Origin of the sequence: Anaerobiospirillum succiniciproducens DSM 6400, from assembly GCF_000482845.1 — a bacterium.
GTDB classification, from domain to species: domain Bacteria; phylum Pseudomonadota; class Gammaproteobacteria; order Enterobacterales; family Succinivibrionaceae; genus Anaerobiospirillum; species Anaerobiospirillum succiniciproducens.
This window is the reverse complement of record NZ_AXWV01000018.1, coordinates 48,033-66,929: the sequence shown is the minus strand read 5'-3', so window position 1 is coordinate 66,929 and position 18,897 is coordinate 48,033. Positions and strand designations below refer to the sequence as shown.

Annotated in this window: 11 protein-coding genes; all 11 read left to right on the top strand. The window is 44.4% G+C overall.

Going from position 1 to position 18,897, the window contains the following annotated elements:
• Positions 1 to 98 precede the first annotated feature (98 nt).
• The 11 genes from rsmH (at position 99) to H524_RS0102740 (ending at position 18,731) form a co-directional block, all read left to right on the top strand.
• The gene (rsmH, locus tag H524_RS0102790) at positions 99 to 1,058 is read left to right on the top strand and encodes a 16S rRNA (cytosine(1402)-N(4))-methyltransferase RsmH (RefSeq protein WP_027939132.1); all 960 of its coding nucleotides are present in this window, start codon (positions 99 to 101) and stop codon (positions 1,056 to 1,058) included.
• Between the two features lie 3 nt (positions 1,059 to 1,061).
• Positions 1,062 to 2,372 carry a cell division protein FtsL gene (locus tag H524_RS0102785; RefSeq protein ID WP_027939131.1) on the top strand — a complete coding sequence of 437 codons (1,311 nt, stop codon included), beginning with the start codon at positions 1,062 to 1,064 and terminating at the stop codon, positions 2,370 to 2,372.
• 768 nt (positions 2,373 to 3,140) lie between these two features.
• On the top strand, positions 3,141 to 5,012 hold the full coding sequence (locus tag H524_RS13905) for a peptidoglycan D,D-transpeptidase FtsI family protein (protein ID WP_084281620.1): 1,872 nt from the start codon (positions 3,141 to 3,143) through the stop codon (positions 5,010 to 5,012).
• Positions 5,013 to 5,269: 257 nt separating this feature from the next.
• Positions 5,270 to 7,984, top strand: a complete 2,715-nt coding sequence (locus H524_RS16265) for a Mur ligase family protein (protein ID WP_052338868.1) — start codon at positions 5,270 to 5,272, stop codon at positions 7,982 to 7,984.
• Positions 7,985 to 7,993: 9 nt separating this feature from the next.
• The gene (locus H524_RS16260) at positions 7,994 to 10,315 is read left to right on the top strand and encodes a Mur ligase family protein (RefSeq protein WP_052338867.1); all 2,322 of its coding nucleotides are present in this window, start codon (positions 7,994 to 7,996) and stop codon (positions 10,313 to 10,315) included.
• A 194-nt stretch (positions 10,316 to 10,509) separates the two neighbouring features.
• On the top strand, positions 10,510 to 11,592 hold the full coding sequence (mraY, locus tag H524_RS0102765) for a phospho-N-acetylmuramoyl-pentapeptide-transferase (RefSeq protein ID WP_027939130.1): 1,083 nt from the start codon (positions 10,510 to 10,512) through the stop codon (positions 11,590 to 11,592).
• 110 nt (positions 11,593 to 11,702) lie between these two features.
• Positions 11,703 to 13,034, top strand: a complete 1,332-nt coding sequence (gene murD / locus H524_RS0102760; RefSeq protein ID WP_027939129.1) for a UDP-N-acetylmuramoyl-L-alanine--D-glutamate ligase — start codon at positions 11,703 to 11,705, stop codon at positions 13,032 to 13,034.
• A 129-nt stretch (positions 13,035 to 13,163) separates the two neighbouring features.
• Complete coding sequence (ftsW, locus tag H524_RS0102755; protein ID WP_044121328.1) at positions 13,164 to 14,327, top strand: putative lipid II flippase FtsW; 1,164 nt, start codon at positions 13,164 to 13,166, stop codon at positions 14,325 to 14,327.
• 164 nt (positions 14,328 to 14,491) lie between these two features.
• Entirely contained in the window at positions 14,492 to 15,562 is a 1,071-nt protein-coding gene (gene murG, locus H524_RS0102750) for an undecaprenyldiphospho-muramoylpentapeptide beta-N-acetylglucosaminyltransferase (RefSeq protein WP_027939127.1), read from the top strand.
• 789 nt (positions 15,563 to 16,351) lie between these two features.
• On the top strand, positions 16,352 to 17,791 hold the full coding sequence (murC, locus tag H524_RS0102745; protein ID WP_425387370.1) for a UDP-N-acetylmuramate--L-alanine ligase: 1,440 nt from the start codon (positions 16,352 to 16,354) through the stop codon (positions 17,789 to 17,791).
• 220 nt (positions 17,792 to 18,011) lie between these two features.
• The gene (locus H524_RS0102740) at positions 18,012 to 18,731 is read left to right on the top strand and encodes a cell division protein FtsQ/DivIB (protein WP_169726118.1); all 720 of its coding nucleotides are present in this window, start codon (positions 18,012 to 18,014) and stop codon (positions 18,729 to 18,731) included.
• The last annotated feature ends 166 nt before the right edge of the window (positions 18,732 to 18,897 follow it).

Sequence of the window (18,897 nt, the reverse complement as noted above, 5' to 3'; positions counted from 1 at the left end):
CTGCCTTGTTCTTGTTTGTTTGCTCATTTAGTCATTGTTACTAAAAATCTTGAACCTATGCGTCGCTATTTTTATAAGTTCTAGAAGGATACTTTGGGATGTCTGCTTTGACCCATATTCCCGTTTTGCTACATGAGTGCATGGACGGACTGAATATCAAGGCCGATGGTGTTTATATTGATGGCACTTTTGGTCGTGGTGGTCACTCAAGACAGATCCTCTCAAAGCTCGGCCCAAATGGCCGACTCATTGGTCTTGATCGTGATTTAACTGCAGTTGCAGTTGGTCGTGAGCTTGAAAAAGAAGATCCACGTTTTTCAATTATCCATACTCCATTCTCACGTTTAGCCGATGTCTGTGAGGAGCTAGATTTAGTCGGCAAAATCGATGGTATTTTGCTTGATATCGGTGTTTCCTCGCCACAGCTAGATGATGGTCAAAGAGGTTTTTCTTTTGATAAGGAAGGCCCTTTAGATATGCGTATGGATCAATCTGCTCCTAAGTCTGCTCAGAGCGTAATCTCTGAATATGACGAAAAGCAGCTGAGCTACATCTTCAAGGTATATGGTGAAGAGCGCTTTGCTACCAAGGTAGCTCGCGCCATCGTCCGTCGCCGTGAAGAGCAGCCATTTACCAATACTAAAGATTTAGCTGCGGTGATTGCAGCAGCCATTCCAGGCAAGCCAACACCAAAGCACAAAGCAACTCGCTGTTTCCAGGCATTGCGTATTGAGGTCAACTCAGAACTTGATGAGTTAAAGCAGGCACTAAAGTCCGCAATTGGAGTGTTAGCTCCTCAAGGACGCCTGTGTGTGATCTCTTTCCACTCTCTTGAAGATCGTATTGTTAAGACCTTCTTTAGAGAGGAAAGTGAAGGTGAAAAGGTGCCATCATCAGTTCCTTTAACTAGTGCTGAGCTAGATCGTTTACGCAGACAGACTGCCACCTTAGATACAGTGGGTCATGCAATTAAAGCTTCACCAGAAGAACTTGCTCTAAACGTGCGTTCACGTAGTGCAACTTTACGTGTAGCCGAGCGTTTGGCAGCTGGGGATTAATAGATGAATAACTTCATGCATCATAATCGTGATCGTCTTGATGATAATGAGCTCTTCTCATTAGGTTCAAGTGTTGATAGCGATAACAATGCATCCTTAATCAGCTTAGGATCTGTGGACTATACTGATAGTGCTCGTACTCAAGCCCCAATTGTAGATAGTGGCATGGGTAAGATCGCTCAGTCAGCATCATCAGTTGCAGACCATGCTGTCTCTTCACTTGCCTCCACTTTTGCCAACCTCTTAAAGTCAGATGGCAACGAGCGTGATGCATCTTTAAACGAAGAGGATTTAAAGCTCGTTTCACACCACGATGCTTTAGATATGAAGCTTGAGAATGTAGATAGCTCCTTAAGCTTCAATGCTAATGATGATGACAATATCTTTAAGCTAGACGACAACTTTGTTTCTAACGATGAAGTTAAGTCAGATACAGATGATGTAGCTGATGAGCTTGACGATGAGATTAGTTTAGATGGCGAGAATGCTCAAAAGAGCACTATCGACAATCTCTCTCCTGATGGTTCTTCCATTGGCAATGGTATTGAGATTACCCATTTAGGCGATAATACTGACCCTCACTCAGGTTACGTTATTTTAGATGCTGAGCAAGAGCAGCGCTATGCAAACAATCGCGAGCGTATCTCAGCTGGCGTTTCTGACATCTTAACCTTAAAGGAAGATAAGCGTTCTTCAGCCATGTTCACCTTAATCGAGCGTGACTTGGGCATGATTGAAGAGCGTCGTCGTCAGAGCAATGTTTTATCTCAAGAAGAAGAGATCTCAGGCTCTGCAGAAGTTGAAGACTTTGTAACTGGCAATATTACTATTGTCGAAGAAGCTAGAATGACCGGTACCGATTCAGGTGCTCGTGTAAGTTCAGCTGCAGCTTCATCAGGCGTTAGCATTAGCGTAGAGGATGAAGATGACTTTGAGACGGTTGAGGGTGCTAATACTAAGCGCACTTATGGCAGCACCTTAACCATCTCAGATGATTACGGCACTAAGCGTGAGCAGCGTCTTTTACCAATGCTCCTTGGTGAGTTTGGCAATAACTGGCTTACTTACTCTTTAGCTATTACCGTGTGTGCATTGTGCTTGTTTAAGGTTTATCAGGTGCAAGATACTCGCGATTTAACCGCTCGCCTCAATGAGGTTCGTTTTACTAACGAAGAGCTTGAAAAGCAGCAGCTCATCTTAATTGCGCAAAAACAGCGTTTATCTGAGCATGCCTCGATTCGTACTGTGGCATCAGGTCAAATGAACATGTCCTCACCACGTACCGAAAATGAGGTGGTTATCTCCTTAAAATAAGCGTGCCTTAAAGTGCACATAAAGCAAAAAACGCAGTTGACCCCATGGCCGCTGCGTTTTTTTGTGCCTATCGCTATGTGAAATTGCTTTTCTTAGTAATGTTACTCAAACCATAAGACGTTAAGCATCCATCAAGTCAGCCGTAAATTGCTCCTTCAGGAACCAAACTACTAAAATCACAGCGGCACAAGCAGTTATCTAAACTCAGTTTAGTTTTTTGACTGCTGAAAATGGCAGATATGTTGGCCTAAATGGTATTACTAATGGGCAATTTTAGCGTAATGCGTCCTATGAGCATGTTTTGCCTTATAATTCATGTTTCATCATATACCATGCCCATAGTGTGTGCGCTATGCATATAAGGGTGACGTGAGTGTGGTGCGTTATCTGAGACTAAAACTCATAGACAACTTACGTCATCTATAGCCAAGCTTACTTTAATGGCAGATTAAGATAGCCTAAGATGTTCTTAAGCGCAGTGCTGCAGCAATTAACGAGGTCGAGCCTAGCTAGGCTCAGCCGAACTTAGCTCATCAAGCAAGGCACAGCCTAGCTAGGCTAAGCTGAACTTAGCCAAGCAAGCAAGGCATAGCCTAGCCTAGCCTAGCTAGGCCAAGCCAAGCTTAGCCCATCAAGCAAGGCAAATGCTAACTTAGCATGCTTGTGTGAGCCTTGCTAAACTAGATGCACTGCCAAGCTTAGCCTAGATGCACATGGCATGTTGCTTTATGGTGTGATATTGCAATCGTTTCTTTATCGGATAAGCATATGTCGTTGTTTAACTTCATGTCTAAATTAAAAGCTGGAGCTTTGTCTAAAGGCGGCCGTGGCGCAAATGCACGTCGTCAAGGTAGACAGGGGCAGTCTTTTAACAATTCGCTATCCGTTAGCAACGAAGTGTCTGCGCTGAATAAAGAAGTAGATCTTGCAGAGGGTAGTGAGCAGGGTAGTAGTCAGTATTACAAGCTGACATTTTTTAGAATCACCATTATCTGGATGGTTATTTTTGCCTCCATCTCTTTGTTAGTGGGACGACTGATGTGGATTCAGATCATTAATCCTGAGCGTCTCATTAAAGAGGGTGAAAGCCGCACTATTCGTCATTATGTCAATGAGCCAGCTCGCGGTCTGATTACTGATCGTAACGGTAAGATCTTGGCTCTTTCTGTGCCTTCAAAGTCTGTAGTGGCAGATGCCAAAATCTTAAATGACAAAAAGGTTACCCATAACGCAGAACTGCTGCGAAAGATCGCATCCATCTTAGAGATTGATCCTAAAGAGCTCTTTGATAAGATTTCCAATGAAGAGCGTCGTTATGTGCGCTTAAAGCAATACTTGATGCTCAATAAGGCTCGTGAGTTAGAGCGTTTAGATGTGCCTGGTCTGACCATCTCCGATAACTACCAGCGTTATTACACAACTGGCCCTGTTAATGCCCACTTAGTTGGCTTTGTTAATAGTGAAGGTAATGGTGTATATGGTATTGAAGCAAGCTTTAACGAGTTCTTATCCTCATCACCATCTAAGGTTAAGGCCAAAAAAGATCTTGAAGGCCATGTAATTGAAAACTTAGGCGTGGTCAAAGAGGGTAAAGTGGGTGGTAACCTTGTCTTAAGCGTAGATGACCGTCTGCAAACCTTTGCCTATGAGGCATTAGAAAAAACCGTTAATAAGTTTCAGGCTGAATATGCATCAGCTGTCATGATGGATGTTAAGACTGGTGAAGTTATGGCTATGGTTAACTTCCCAAGCTTTGATCCAAATGATCGTTCGGTCTTTAACGCATCTTTAGCACGTAACCGTACCATTACCGATACCTTTGAGCCTGGTTCTACCATTAAGCCAATTATCGCTTTAGGCGCCTTAGAGTCAGGCATGGTTACTTGGAACGAGACTTTTGATACCCATCCATATGTTGTAAATGGCAAGAGAATTACTGATAGCCATAAGATGGATAGCGGTAAGCTCTTTGACATCTTAGAGCATTCTTCCAATATTGGTATGGCGCATATTGGTCAGCGTATTGGTCAAGGTCCAATGATTTCCATGCTGGAGCGTTTTGGCTTTGGCTCCAATACTAACTCAGGTCTTGCTGGTGAGGTTAATGGCAATATCTACGCTAACCGTACCTTCTGGTCTGAGATCGATAAGGCTACTTTTGCTTATGGTTACGGTTTAACTGTGACTTCGCTGCAGTTGGCCTCTTCTTATGCAACCTTAGCCAATTACGGTGCCAAGGTACCAGTTAGTATTTTAAGAACGGTTGAAACTCCAAAATATCAGCAGGTTGCTAATATTACTGAAATCCGTCGCATGCATACTGCGCTCAAGGGCGTAGTTGATCGTGGCTCTGGTCGTCGTGCTGCCATTACCCGCTATAACATTGCGGGCAAGACTGGTACTGCCCACATTGCGCGTGACGGTGCCTACGCCAATGAGTACGTATCCTCATTCGTAGGTTTTGGACCGCTTTCAGATCCTCGTTTTGCCTTGGTTATTGTAGTCTTTAGACCTCAAGCAGTAAGTCATTTCGGTGGTGCCGTAAATGGTATGGCATTCAATGAAATCATGACCAAAGCTCTACAGCTGTATAACATTCCTCCAGATAAGACTGAAGAGGAGCTTGCAAAGCTTGAGTAATCAAGGTCTTTATGCCGCTTATAAGATAAGCTTGCATAAGCGGAAGATAAGGCAGCAAAAGCGGTTAAAATATGCTGTTGCACAAAACAAATTTAAATTATCCTCGCTGAGCTATTAGTAACTTAGTTTGGATTGATTGTATGAGGCAAACTTAAGCTATGGTTTGTCTTGCAAAGAATTAAGCTGTAGTTAATAGGATAGGGACTAAAGTTCTTATTCTCCTGCAGGCCGAAAGGCGCATTGATTGGAATCGTTGTATGAAGTTTGAAGGTACTCTTGCTAGTGTATGCGACTACTTGGAGATTTCTCAGGTTTTCAATGAGCGTGTGCGCGAGTTCTTACCTCGTATCGTAGTTACTGGTATTGAGTGCGACTCTCGTCGCGTCACTAAGGGCACCATCTACTACGCTAAAAAGGGTGCGCACTATAATCCTTTTGATCACATTGAAGAGATCAAGCAAAAGGGTGCAGTTGCGATTTTGATTGATGCTCCTGAAGATCAAGTCAGCGGTTTTCCTTTAGAGACTATCGATGCAGACAAGGCTGCTGCAGGTGAGGCTTTAAAGTCTAGCAATTACGAGCCGAATACTGAGACTAAGGATACTTTATCTCGTCTCAAGCGCTCTGGGTATTGCGTCATTAACAAGTATCAGTCTAATCAGGATTTAGCTGTAAGCGACTATCATGCAACTGATGATAGTGAAGAGGCTCGTATCATTGCTGAGGCTAAGATGCTGCGCATTGTGCTACCTCGTGGCAAGAGCCTGTCAGGTTTAGCTGGCTTTATCTATGGTAATCCATCTGAGAAGTTACGCCTCATCGGTGTTACTGGCACTAACGGCAAGAGCACTATTACTAACTTGATTGCTCAGATGCTTAATAAGTGTGGTCACAAGTGCGCAGTATTTGGCACCTTAGGTTATGGTTTTGTCGATAATCTCCAAAAGTCAGCCAACACCACCATGGATGCTATTTCTCTGCAGCGTGAGCTCGCTAGTTTTGTTGAGCAAGGTGCTGATTATGCGGTGCTTGAGGTGTCATCGATTGGCTACTGTGAAGGTCGCGTAGCAGGGCTATCTTTTTATGCTGGTGCTTTTAGTAACCTTAGCCGTGATCATCTTGATTATCACGAGACTATGGAAGATTACTTCTGCTCTAAGCTCAACTTCCTGCGCACCATTCCTCCTGCTCGTTTAGTCTTAAACTGCAAGAATGATGTGGGTAAGCGCTATGCTGAAACCATCTCAGGTGCTTATCAGGTTAACTTAGGTCTTGATGATGTACCAAAGAGCTTGAGCCATATGCTTAACATTAAGCGTGTTTCATTCAAACCATCTTCTTTAGAGTTACTCATCAACACTTCAGAGAAGAAGACTTCTCGTACTAATTTGAACTTGCTCGGCTACTTCAATGCAGAGAACTATGCTGTAGCTTTAGGTGTGCTTTTATCTATGGGTTACGACATCAAGCATTTGATGCGTATTACTCCTGAGTTAAAGCCAATCACTGGTCGTATGGAGTGCTTTAGTGGCGCTGATAAACCACGTCTGATTGTTGATTATGCCCATACTCCAGATGGTGTAGAGCAAGCTTTAAAGGCTGCACAGTACCATAATCAAGGTGAGGGTCGTATCTTCTCTATCGTAGGTTGTGGTGGCGATCGTGACAGTGGCAAGCGTCCTTTAATGGCCATGAAAGCCTCTGTATACTCCGATTACGCTATTTTCACTGCTGATAATCCACGTTCTGAGCCATTAGATCTCATTATCGATGACATGATGATGGCGATCGACAGTAACGCCGCTGAAAGCGCAGTTCGTAAGGCTGAAGATCTTTACGATAACTTAAAGCTCTTTGTTAATGACCTGATTGTGACTAAGAAGGCCGACAAACTTGGTCTTTTAAGCCCAAATCAGTTATCTAAGGTTAAAAGCGCCATTGATGGTACTTTACTTACTGAGGTTAAAAACAGCTTTAAGCTCATCGAGCAGTTTGAGCAACAAGAAAATGCTATCGATGGCTTTAGCTCCGAGGGCGTGTTCTTAAAGGCCATTTCTGTCTTTGAAAAGGCTGTAGCTAAGCTTAAAGAAGTATTTAGCTTTGAAGAGTACGATGACATTCGTATCAAGTCCGATAAGAGCATTGTTAACGTAGAAGAGCGGGCTGATTACTATGAGGCGCATAAGGAAAGCTTTGCTATTCCTGCCATGCTGCCTCCAGCATCTCGAGCAGATCGCAATGTCATCATCGTACATGACCGTTATCAGGCCATTCGTTTTGCTTTTGAGCATGCCAACAAGAATGACTGCGTAGTCATTGCTGGCAAGGGTCATGAGGATTATCAAATCTTCCCAGATAAGACTATCCACTTCTCAGATCGTGAGATTTGCTGTGAACTCTTAGGCATTAAGCAAGATACCAAGACAAACAGCAACTCAGACAAGCCAGCCAAACAGTCCAAAAAGCCAGTCACTAAGGCAAAGGCCAAAGCATCCTCAACCAAGGCAACTGCAGCCAAGAAGCCAGCCACCAAGGCCGCTTCAACCAAGGCAACTGCAACCAAGGCCGCTTCAACCAAGGCTACCGCAGCCAAAAAGCCAGTCACCACAAAGGCAGCTTCAACCAAGGCTACTGCAGCCAAGAAGCCAGCCACCAAAGTAGCTTCAACCAAGGCAACTGCAGCCAAGAAGCCAGCCACCAAGACCGCTGCAAGCAAGGCAACTGCAGCCAAGAAGCCAGCCACCAAGACCGCTGCAAGCAAAGCAACTGCAGCCAAGAAGGTAGCTACTACCAAGGCTGCTGCAAGCAAGGCAACTGCAGCAAAGAAGACAACAGCCACTAAGGCTACTACAGCTAAGAAGCCTGTAACTAAGGCAAGTGCCTCTAAGAATTCAGTAAAGTCAGCAGCTAAAACTGCTGCACGCAAAGCAGCTCCAAGCGCTAAAAAGAGCACTTCAGAGAGCAGCAAATAGGGATTGAATATGATTGCTTTTGCTATTCATGAGTTATTGCGACTTGCTCAAGGCGAGCTGCACATAGGAACAAAGGCTGCCCAAGAGGGTATGGATAGAAACCAAGTAATTGAGTTTGTATCCACTTCCTCTAAGGACATTAACAACGATAAAACCTTGTTTGTTCCTTTAAAGGGTGAGCGTTTTGATGCCCACGACTTCATCGGTGATGCTATTTCAAATGGCGCAAAGATTATTGCCTCATCTCGTAGTATGGATGAACTTAAGGCATCATTAGGCGATGACGCTTCAAAGCTTGATGAGGTCATGGTCTTAGAGTGTAAAGACACCTTACGTTTGCTTGGCTTAACTGGCCAGATCGTGCGTTGCAAAGCAAAAGCATTAGTCTGCGCAATTACTGGTTCTTGCGGTAAGACCACCGTTAAAGAGATGACTGCGTCAATCTTAAGCGAGCTTGGTAAGACACTTTATACCGAAGGTAACTTCAATAACGATGTGGGTGTTCCTTTAACCTTACGTCGTTTAGATGATTCTTATGACTTTGCAGTAATCGAGCAGGGTGCTAGCCATCTTGGCGATATTGAGCGTACCTGTGAGTTTGTAAAGGCTCAATACGCACTCATCACCAATGTAGGCGAGGCTCATATTATGGGCTTTGGCTCTCGTGAGGGTGTATATAAGGGCAAGTCAGAAATCTTAGATAGCCTCTTTGATCGTTACCGTCTACCTGAGCAATATGAGCCATATGATGCTGAGGCTGCTGCTAAAGCATATGTTGATGGCATTAAGGCAGCTCGTGAGCGTACCTTACATCAAAAGGGCTCTTCATCTGTTGAAGACGTAATCTCTCGTGCCGCAGCTCACGCAACTGAGTTTTCAAATAAAGGCGGTTTCCCAACTTCAACACCACCCGTAATGAGCATGGGTCATGGCCATGGCATGCCTCACGGCCATGGAGGTGGTCACCCAGGTGGTCACCCACCAATGGGTCACCCAGGCGGCCATCCTCATATGGCTGGGCATGGTGGTGGCTGTCCTATGGGCCATGGTCACGGCGGTGGTCATCCACCAATGGGCCATCCAACCGGTCACCCACATATGGGCGGACATCCAGGTGGCCATGAGGGCGGTTGTCCAGTTGACCATAGCAAGATGGCAGGTCATCCACATGCAGGTGGTCACCCACATATGGGCGGTCATCCAATGGGTCATCCAGGTGGCCATGAGGGCGGTTGCCCAGTTGACCATAGCAAGATGGCAGGTCATCCTCATGCCAGTGGTCACCCACATATGGGCGGTCATCCAATGGGTCATCCAGGTGGCTATGAGGGCGGTTGCCCTGTGCATGGTCATAAGGCTGATATGCTGCCGCCAGGACATCCAAAGATCGATTTAACCAAGATCATGGGCGCTCATGGTGCTGATGATGCTGGTATTGCCGCAGCTGCTGCAGCTGCTGGTTGTCCTTTCCATTCTGGAAAGATGGGTAAGAGTGCCTATGAGGCTCCTAAGGCACCAAAAGCTCCTAAGCACTCTAACAAGCCATGTGCACAGATAGAGCCTTATGCCGAGCCTGGAACCGCCATTGTTCCAAGTGATAGCGAGTGGTTTGCCTCTTGGAAGCGTGACTACGAAGCTTATATGAAGGCAGGTCGTTTACTGTCATTTGGCGAGTCTGACGAGTCAGACATGCAGGTAAGTGAGATTGAGGCTAGCACTAATGGTTTAAGCTTCAGACTGCATAGCAATGATGAGCGCTTTAAGATTGATGAGAAGATCACCATCAATGCTTTAGGCCGTCATAACGCCATTAATGCAGCCGGTGCGGCTTTACTATCCATGGTCATGGGTGCTAAAGCTAGCGATGTAGTTGCAGGTCTTAGCAATACGCAAAATATGAAGGGACGTTTAACCCCAATTGAGGTCAATGACTCTTTGACTTTGATTGATGATGCTTATAACGCCTCATACAATGCAGTAATTGCAGCAGTTGATACTTTAAGCACCTTTAATGGCTCTAAGGTACTCGTCTTTGGCGATATGGGTGAACTTGGCAATGCTGAGGTTGAGTTACACGCAGCTGTTGGCGCTCATGCTAAAGACAAGATCGATCAGCTCTTATGCATTGGTCCTCTCTCACAGTACTCAGTAAAGGAAATGGGACGTAATGCGTTGCACTTTACTGACCACGATACGTTAATTACCTTCTTGAAGAACTACCTTAAAGAAAAAGCTGATCAACATGAGCATACTACCTGTTTGGTAAAGGGCTCTCATGCTATGCAAATGGACAAGGTAGTATCAGCACTTAAAGATTACACCAAGCTCTAGTATTTGAGCTTGTGTACACAAGAGGCCCTGCTATATGCAGGGCTTCTTTATGAATATAGGACTTAGGGAAAGTACAACGGCAAGTTAACGACCAGAGTACTTAAATTAAGAGCAGCCTGACTTGATGTTAAGTTATTTTGTCAGAGCTGCGCTACTGAGCGTCGAGCTGTCAGCTCGATAGTGGAGAACTAAACATGCTCATTATGCTCGCTGAATGGCTAAGCCAATATGTGCCAGCTTTTCGCGTTTTTGAATACTTAACCTTTAGAGCAGTGTGTGCCTTGCTAACTGCATTGACCATTTCTTTATGGCTTGGTCCAAAGACTATTGAACGTCTGCAGATGTTGCACTTTGGTCAGGTAATTAGAAAGGATGGCCCTGAGAGCCATCTTAAGAAGCAGGGTACCCCAACTATGGGTGGTATCTTGATTAACTCCACCATCATGCTGACCATTTTATTATGGGCTCGTTTAGACAATATTTATGTGTGGTACACCTTAGTTACAGTCTTAGGCTATGGCCTCATTGGTTTTGCTGATGACTACTTAAAGGTAGTACGCCATGACCCACAAGGCTTGAGAGCTAAGTACAAGTATTTCTGGCAATCAGCTATCGCCTTAGGCTTAGGCTGCTGCATCTATGGCTTTGCTCAGTCTCCAGCTGAGACCACCTTAGTAGTGCCTTTCTTTAAAGAGTTCATGCCTGATATTGGCTTCCTTATCATTCCTCTGGCTTACTTTGTAATCACTGGTTCATCTAACGCGGTTAACTTAACCGACGGTTTAGATGGTCTGGCTATTTTGATTACCATTACTGTAGCAGCAGGTTTGGGCATCATCGCTTGGGCTACTTCAAACTATAACTTTGCACAGTACCTGTACATTCCTCATGTGCCTTTGGCATCTGAGTTGGTAATTGCTTGCGTGGCTATCATCGGAGCTGGTTTAGGCTTCTTATGGTTTAACACCTACCCAGCTGAGATGTTCATGGGTGATGTAGGTTCCTTATCTTTAGGCGCTACATTAGGTATCATTGCTGTGCTCATTCGTGAGGAGTTCTTACTCTTCATTATGGGTTTCATCTTTGTTGCCGAGACCTTAAGCGTTATTTTACAGGTTGGTTCATTCCGCCTGAGAGGTACTCGTATTTTCCGTATGGCTCCAATCCACCACCACTTTGAAAAGGGTGGTTGGCCAGAGCCTCGCGTGATCATCCGCTTTTGGATTATCACTATCATCTTAGTACTCTTAGGCTTAGTAACCTTAAAGTTACGTTAAGCCAGATAAATGAGATTGGTTTTTGTTGCTTTAGACCATGGCCAGATTAGGGCCATGGGATAAGTTAATCTTTATGTCATAGGCGCTCACAAGTGGAGCGGAGATTCAAAATGGACAAATTTCAGGGTAAAAAGGTTGCAGTTGTAGGTCTTGGTATCTCCAACATTGCTGTGATTTCATATCTGCTCAAGCACGACTTAAAGCAGCTGTCTGTTTTTGATACCCGTACAAATCCACCACATGCTGAGGAAGTACCTCGCGGTGTTGATATCAACTTTGGTCCTTTAAACGCTGAGCACTTAAGCTCTTATGACATGTTAGTGGTAAGCCCTGGCTTATCCATCAACACCAAGGAGATTAAGGCAGCTTCAGATGCAGGTGTCGAGGTAGTAGGCGACGTTGAGCTATTTGCTCGTGAGGTTAAAGCTCCAGTAGTTGCAATTACTGGTTCTAATGGTAAGTCCACTGTAACCGCTTTAGTTAGCTACATGTTTGAAAAGGCCGGTATCAAGGCAGCAATCGGAGCTAACTTTGGTAATGCCGTCTTTGACATTCTTTCAGATAGCAATGAGGCCTATGTTTTAGAGCTGTCATCTTTTGAACTTGAGACTACCTCAAGCTTAAAGCTTGCAGCCTGTGTAAATCTCAACGTATCTGAAGATCACCTTGATCGTTATGATGGTGATATTGAGAAGTATGCTGAGGCTAAGCGCCGTATCTTTGCCCACTGCGAGAAGATTATCGTTAACCGCGATGATAAGCGTACTTATCCAATCAAGGATGAAGAGAAGCAGCATATCTACGCTAGCTTTGGCCTAAATAATCAAGAGTATGGTCGTGAGGTTACTGAAAACACCGTGTACCTGTGCGTAAACGGTGAGCGCATTATGGATGCTCGTGACCTTATTATCTGCGGTACTCACAATGAGTTAAATGCATTAGCAGCTATGGCTTTAGCTGATGCTGCTGGTATTCCTCGTGATGTACAGATTCAGGCCTTAAAGACCTTCAATGGTTTAGAGCACCGTTGTCAGTTAGTGCGCATCCTTGAGGGTGTTTCTTACTATAACGACTCTAAGGCTACTAATGTTGCATCTGCAGAGGCAGCTATTACTGGTCTGAGCTCACGTCACAAGAATGGCATCTTGCTCCTGGCAGGCGGTATTGGTAAGGGTCAAGACTTTAGCCCATTAAAGCGCTATTTAGGCAAGGAAATTAAGAAAGTCTTCTGCTTTGGCCGTGATGCCGATAAGCTCTTAGCTTTAGATAAAGAGCGCTGTGTGAGCGTTATGAATATGCGTCAGGCCCTGCGCATGGCAAGTGAAGATGCTAGCGATGGTCAGGCTATTTTATTAAGCCCTGCATGCGCCTCTTTAGATCAGTTCAAGGGTTTTGATGAGCGCGGCCGCGTCTTCGTTGACTTAGTTAATTCCATTAAGTAATCAAGCTTAAGTTTAGGCTAGTATCACTTAGCCATTTAAGCTTGATGTGCTATCTAGCTGTATTTTTAGATATGGCTAGATAGTAGTCGTTCTCCTATACTGCTTTGCCTCTAGATAGGTGCTATAGCCATGTCAGAACATAAGTTCAAGATTGATCAACACACTAAACACGTCGTTCACTTCGATCGCGTCATTATCTTTACTGCGTTGTTGCTGATCTTGATCTCTATCGTGCTGATTTCATCTGCTTCAGTACAAGAGGCATTTACCACTAAAGGTGACTCTTACTATTATTTCAAGCGTCAATTAGTCTTCGTCTCCGTGGCCGTAGTATGGGGGCTCTTGATGACATCAATCCCCTCCAAAGCGTGGTTTGATGCGGCCTTGCCCTTACTAGGTATAGCCTTGTTCTTGATGGTGCTAGTGCTCATCATAGGACGTGAGGTTAATGAGGCTAAGCGCTGGATTGCTATAGGACCAATTAATTTACAGCCAGCAGAAATCTTGAAGCTGGTGTGGATTATTTACTTCTCTAGCTATGCTAGCCGTAAGATTGAGATGGTGCGTCACGAGAAAGCAGGCTTTATTAAGCCAATGATGTTCTTAGTGGGTATTTCATTCTTACTCTTGCTGCAGCCAGACTTTGGTTCCTTAGTAGTAGTGACCGCCATTACCTTCGGTATTTTGTTTGTAGCTGGTGCAGGTCTATTAAAGTATCTTATTACACTGTGCTTTGTGGCTGCTGCTGGCGGCCTTATGATTATCTTCCAGCCGTACCGTATTGCACGTGTGACCTCCTTCTTAGACCCATGGCAAGATCGCTTTGGCTCTGGATATCAGCTTACCCAATCTCTAATGGCATTCGGTCGAGGTGGTTTAACTGGCGATGGTATTGGTAACTCTATCCACAAGTTAGGTTATTTGCCTGAGGCACATACTGACTTCATCACTTCAATCTTGGGTGAAGAGTGTGGCTTTATTGGCGTATGCTTTGTGATTTTCTTAGAGTTCATCATAGTGACAAAGGCTATTATCTTAGCCACACGCATTTTACGTCAGAGAGCTCAGTTCCAAGGCTATGTGGCCTTTGCGATTGGTTTATTCTTCTGTTTGCAGACTGTAATTAACATAGGTGCAGCCTCAGGTGGTCTGCCAACTAAAGGTCTGACATTGCCATTAGTATCTTATGGTGGTTCATCCTTGGTAGTCTGTATTTGGGCAGTGGCCATACTTTTGCGCATCGATTATGAATGGCGTACAGAACAGCTTGGTGAGTTTAAATACAATAATTAGCTGGTATAGGAAAGCCTAAGCAATACGCAGCAAGTTGGGCTTTTAATTGAAGCTGTAGAAGTAATGGTCTAAGTCATATTGCTACAGTAAGAATTATGGATACTTAACTGAGTGGCACTTATCTAAGGTAAGTGAAAATTAGGACAAAATCATTAGAGGGTACTATGAGCAAGAGAGTTTTAGTCATGGCTGGCGGCACCGGCGGCCATGTATTCCCTGCAATGGCTATCGTAAAAGAGCTGCAGTCACGTGGCCATACTGTTGAGTGGCTCGGTACCCGTGGCCGTATTGAAGAGCGTGTAGTGCCAGCTGCAGGCATTAATATTCACTATATTGATGTCAAAGGTGTGCGTCGTAACGGCATTATGTCTTTGTTAAAGGCTCCGTTTATGGTGATGCATGCTGTATCTCAGGCCAAGAAAGTCATTAAAGAGTTTAAGCCAGATGTGGTTATTGGCTTTGGTGGCTATGCTTCAGGACCTGGTGGTGTTGCAGCCTCTTTAAGTGGTATTCCGCTTATTTTGCATGAGCAAAATGCAGCTGCAGGCTTAACCAACCGTTTGTTATCCCGCTTTGCCTCTAAGATCTTACTAGGCGTGGGCAATGCCTTTAATGGCCCAAAAGTAGAAAGTGTAGGTAATCCTGTACGTTCTGAGATTCTTGCCTTGCATAGTCAAGAGCGCAGCTTTGAGCACGAGGATGGTAAGACTCGTATCTTGGTAATTGGCGGTTCATTAGGCGCAGTTGCTTTAAATAAAGCAGTGCCAGCAGCTTTAGAAGGCTTTAATGACAATGAGGTCAGTGTCTTCCATCAGTGTGGTAAAGACCGCTCAGAGGAAACAGCTCAGCTCTACAAGAATGTAAAGTGCGAGTTTGTAACTTCAGACTTTGTTGAGGATATGGCCTCTGCCTATCGTAATGCCGACTTAATCATCTGTCGTGCGGGCGCTTCTACTGTCTCTGAGGTGAGCGCAGCAAAGCTACCTGCTATCTTTGTTCCGCTGCCAACTGCTGTAGATGATCATCAGACCAAAAATGCCCAGTCTTTAGTTTCAGTTGGCGCAGCAAAGCTGCTTCCACAGTCTGAGCTTACAAGTGAGGCTCTCCATCAGCTGATCGTAGAGCTAAGAAATCCTCAGACTCTAAAGGCTATGTCCGAGGCTGCTGCAAAGGCTGCCAAGCTTGATGCAACCACTCGTGTAGCTGATATTGCTGAAGAGCTCGCCAACAAGTAGAGCCAACTAAACAGCTCTTAGTGCTGCGCTGCAATGACAGAGTCTTTTGGCGTACTGCGCAGCGTTATGCCTATGTCTTATTGCGTGCCCAGCTTGTTGCTTGCCAAGCCTATTGCACACCCAGCTTGCTGCATGCAAGTCTATTGCACCCCCAGCTTGTTGCTTGCCAAGCCTATTGAACACTCAGCTTATTGCTAGCCAAGCTTATTGCACACCCAGCTTATTAGCTGGGTTTTGCTTATATATGCTGTCAAAGACATCCATTCTTAACGTCTTTATGGATTTGCTGTTAATTGCTCTCGTTTTGGGACTGTGCAGGGCATAAATAATGAGGGTGATTTAACAGGCATTTGTCAGTAAGGCAATTTTAGACTAAGATCATAGTTTTGCTTTTCTATTCACTAAAGGCACTTGTCGAAAAGAAATCAGCAGTGAAAGCGCTTGTAGATACGGTTTTAATAGTGTTTATGCGTGGGCGGTGTAAGGCATTTTATAGACCTTATATTGCTGGTTGGATTTCGACAGTTGCTTTAAAGGTTAGTAGCGCTTTTATTACTAACGGCTAAGTTACGATACTTACAGTTAGTGCTTGGCATATTTTGCTTGTTTGTCTAGCAACTACTCTTTAGTCTCACGATGTTAATCTGTGGCAAAAACTAGGATGTTCGCTGCCTAAAGTAGCGATTATGAGTTTTCCTAGTACATGGGATATAAGTTACTAATACTAACGCGCTAGCCATTGCTTAAATTTTTATAAGGCTGAGATAGCCTGAGATTGTTATGAACAAAATGCCTAATTTTGAAAAGGTTCCTCATATGCACAAGGTGCGTCGCATCCATTTTGTTGGTATTGGCGGCTCAGGCATGTGCGGTATTGCTGAAGTATTAAAAAATGAGGGTTATGAGGTCTCAGGCTCTGACATTGCAGATGGCAAGGTTACACAACGTTTAGCCTCTCTTGGTATTAAAATTTTTATTGGCCATAAGGCTGAAAATATCGAGGGTGCTTCGGTCGTGGTGGTATCTTCTGCTATCCACAAGGGTAACCCTGAAATCGATGCAGCCGTAGAGCGCCGTATTCCTGTGGTGCGCCGTGCCGAGATGCTAGGTGAGTTAATGCGTTACCGTTACGGCATTGCTGTAGCAGGTACTCATGGTAAAACCACTACTACCTCATTAATCTCCTCTATCTTTGCTGAAGCAGCACTGGATCCAACTTTCGTTATTGGAGGACTGCTCAACTCAGCAGGCACAAATGCACGCTTAGGCACAAGCCGCTTCTTAATTGCTGAGGCAGATGAGTCTGATGCTTCATTCTTACATCTGCAGCCAATGTTAACTGTAGTTACCAATATCGAGCCAGATCATCTTGAGACCTACGGCGGTGACTTTAATAAGTTAACTGATACCTTTGTACAGTTCCTGCACAACTTACCATTCTATGGTGTGGCTGTAGTTTGTATTGATGATCCAACTGTAGAGAGCATTATTCCAAGAATTGGTCGTCAAGTAATTACTTATGGCGTTAGTGAGAAAGCTGACTTACAGGTCACTAACTTCATTCAGATGGCGGCAGGTTCATTGTTTACTGTCAAGCGTAAGAATGGTAATGATCTAAATGTGAAGCTGCCTTTGCCAGGACTTCATATGGCCAAAAATGCTACAGCCGCGATCGCCGTGGCGCTTGAAGAAGGCATTGAAGAGAAGTTTATCTTAAGTGCTTTAGAACATTTTGAAGGTGTAGGTCGTCGCTTCCAGCGTTATGGCAGATACTTAGCTCCTAAGGGTCTAGTTAGCATTGTCGATGACTACGGGCATCACCCATCAGAGGTTAATGCAACGATTAAAGCAATTCGTGAGGGTTGGCCAACAAGACGCTTGGTCATGGTATTCCAGCCTCACCGCTATAGCCGTACCCGTGATCTCTATGAAGACTTTGTAAAGACTTTACAGCAGGTAGATGTGCTTATCTTAGTTGAGGTTTACTCTGCTGGTGAGTCTAAAATTCCTGGTGCTGATGGTCGTCATCTGTGCCACTCCATCAGATCTCAAGGTCGCATTGAACCTCACTTTGTTGAGTCTGTTCAAGAGGTGCCTGAACTGTTAGATGCATTGTGTGAAGAGGGCGATATTGTGCTTACTCAAGGTGCAGGCAATGTAGTTCAGGTTGCAGGTATGCTGACACAGCGTTGGGATAAGTCAGATCGCGATTTTATTAAGAAAGCCTAAGCATTATTTTCAATGCTGATAGTGAATGATGGGTGCTAAAAAGAATCTTGTTTAGCATCCAATCTTGCGTTTTTGTTTGTTTGCCATATATCATTCACTATAGTGCAATGTTTAGGTGTTAACCTACAGTTAAGTAGTTTCAGTATTTAGGAACGGCAAAGTGGCGATAGGAAAGCAGCGTTCACGCAGACGTAGAAGTAGAGCAGGATTTATCTTGTCTGTGCTCTTCTTTGTAGGCTTTCTCTTAGTCTCTATCAAAGGATATGAGCTACTCTTTGACTACGCTAAGTCAGAGCAGACTTTTCCGATTTCTCGTGTCACTGTTGAAGGTGAGTTTGAGTTTCTAACTAAAGAAGAGATCATTGATACTGTAGCTAAGATAGCTGCCGGTAAGAACTTGGTAGCGCTGGATCTAGCTCCTGTGCATAATGCTTTATTGCGTATGCCGTGGGTGAGCAAGGTTTCAGTAAGAAAGAAAATGCCTGACACTTTAAGCGTGGTGATTGAAGAGCATCACGCCTCAGCACGCTGGCGAAACTCAGGATATTACGATGCGCTTAGTGAAAGCGTGTTCTATCCTGATATGCAAAGATTTAATTTGCCATTAGTTACCTTAAGTGCGCAGCATGACACATTGGCCGCTGGTTTATATGCACATGCCGCGAAGTTTATTGAGATGACTAAGGGCACACAATATATGATTCGCGAAGTGCACTTAGATGCAACGCGCGGCTATCGTATATTACTTGAGGGAGATGTTTGGCTTATCTTAGGTCGTGCCGCGACAGAAGATATGCCTTTTATTCGCCTTAAACGTTTTCTTCTAGCATTCCCTCAGACCAAATTGAAGCTCAACGAGATTTCCTATGTAGATTTGCGCTATGTCAATGGTTTTGCAGTGGGTGACCGTAATCCACCTGAAACGGTCGCGCCTCAATAGGTAATTTTGCTTTTAAGTATCTTTAGTGTTTTGTGCACGATAAGTGATTTAAGCTTCATGACGTATTAACGACAAAGACCATGCACTGAATGGCAACATATTTGTGTTTCTACCGGATAAGATTTAGCTATTTAGATAGAATGGCGATCTAAATAACTAGGTCATA